Source organism: Roseateles sp. P5_B10, assembly GCF_056400485.1.
This window is the reverse complement of record NZ_JBFULE010001170.1, coordinates 1-1,244: the sequence shown is the minus strand read 5'-3', so window position 1 is coordinate 1,244 and position 1,244 is coordinate 1. Positions and strand designations below refer to the sequence as shown.

Annotated in this window: 1 protein-coding gene; it reads right to left on the bottom strand. The window is 55.0% G+C overall.

All coding sequences use genetic code 11. The features are described from left to right. The coding region (locus AC1DU6_RS31810; protein ID WP_477862183.1) for a Kelch repeat-containing protein at window positions 1-1,244 on the bottom strand (1,244 nt) is incomplete at both ends.

Sequence of the window (1,244 nt, the reverse complement as noted above, 5' to 3'; positions counted from 1 at the left end):
GCCGAAGTCCCACCCATAACTTGCAATGTTGGCTTCAGCATCTGTACTCGCAGAACCGGAARAGGTAGTGAAGATTCCGGCCTGCAAATTAACCGAGGGCACGGAAATGACCGCCACGGGGGGCGTGTTCGGCTGAAGGCAAAGCTCCCAGATGCCGAACAGCGCTGAGCCCCTGGAGTGGCCGTACACCGAGTAGCCACACCCCGTGGAAGGTGCAAACGTAGTCAGCGCAAGAGACACGTTCCCCGGGTTTGTTGTCGGCACGTGCACCTCGGTCCACAAGAGGGTTCTCGTGTCGAAAGTCCACAGATCGTCCAATGCCGAACCGGAAGGCGAAACGCCACCAAACAGAACGACAACTCCATTTTTCGAGTCGAAATACATCTGCGCGTAGCTGCGTTCGCTCGGGCCAACGGCTCCGGTTACTTCCCTCCAACTGTTGGTTGCAGGGTCGTACAGCCACGTGTCGTTTAAATAGGCATTGTTGATGCACCGCACCGACTGTCGATCAAAGCATACCCCTCCAAACAACACGAATTGGCGACTGAAGGAGTCGTAGACAAACTGGTTCTCTATCTGGCCGCGGGGCTCAGGCGAAGTCCCTTGGCCAGCAGGGATCGCAAGCGTAAATTCTCTGGTCGAAAAATTCAGTTTATACAATGAATTATCATTGCTGGCACTTCCGAACATATAGGCATTGGCGCCATCTCCAGCGAACCCTGCGCTATGACGCTCTGTGGGCGCCAATCCGGTATAGCCCCAGTGACGCTCCATCAGCCTGATGTATTGCCCAGTACTCAGGGAGTATGCCCAAGCACCGCTTCCGAAGTCCGCGTATACGGAATAGGCCGCACCGGCGCTGATCCCGATATCGCGGTCCAACGTCAGCGTCTTGAGCGCCGCATCATAGGACAGGACCACGGCAGTCGGACTACCGCCGTTTTGCACGAGCCAATCCTTGTAGAAATCATTCGTCGTGGCTGGCAGCGTCGGATCAACCAACTTCGTGCCCGTCGTACCTGCACCAGCAGACCGCATAAAACCCTGCTGGCTGGCACATCTGTAGCCACTGCCACCATTCCAAAGCCAGAAATAGTTATTTATGGGATCAAATACCACGCCGCTTTCGTCTGAGCCATTGGGTTTATTGAACGAAGTATTGCCCGCACAGCTGTTATTGGGATCGAGCAGCGTCCATGACTTGGCAAGAGGATCAAAAGCCCAAACATCGTTGAGATAGGCTC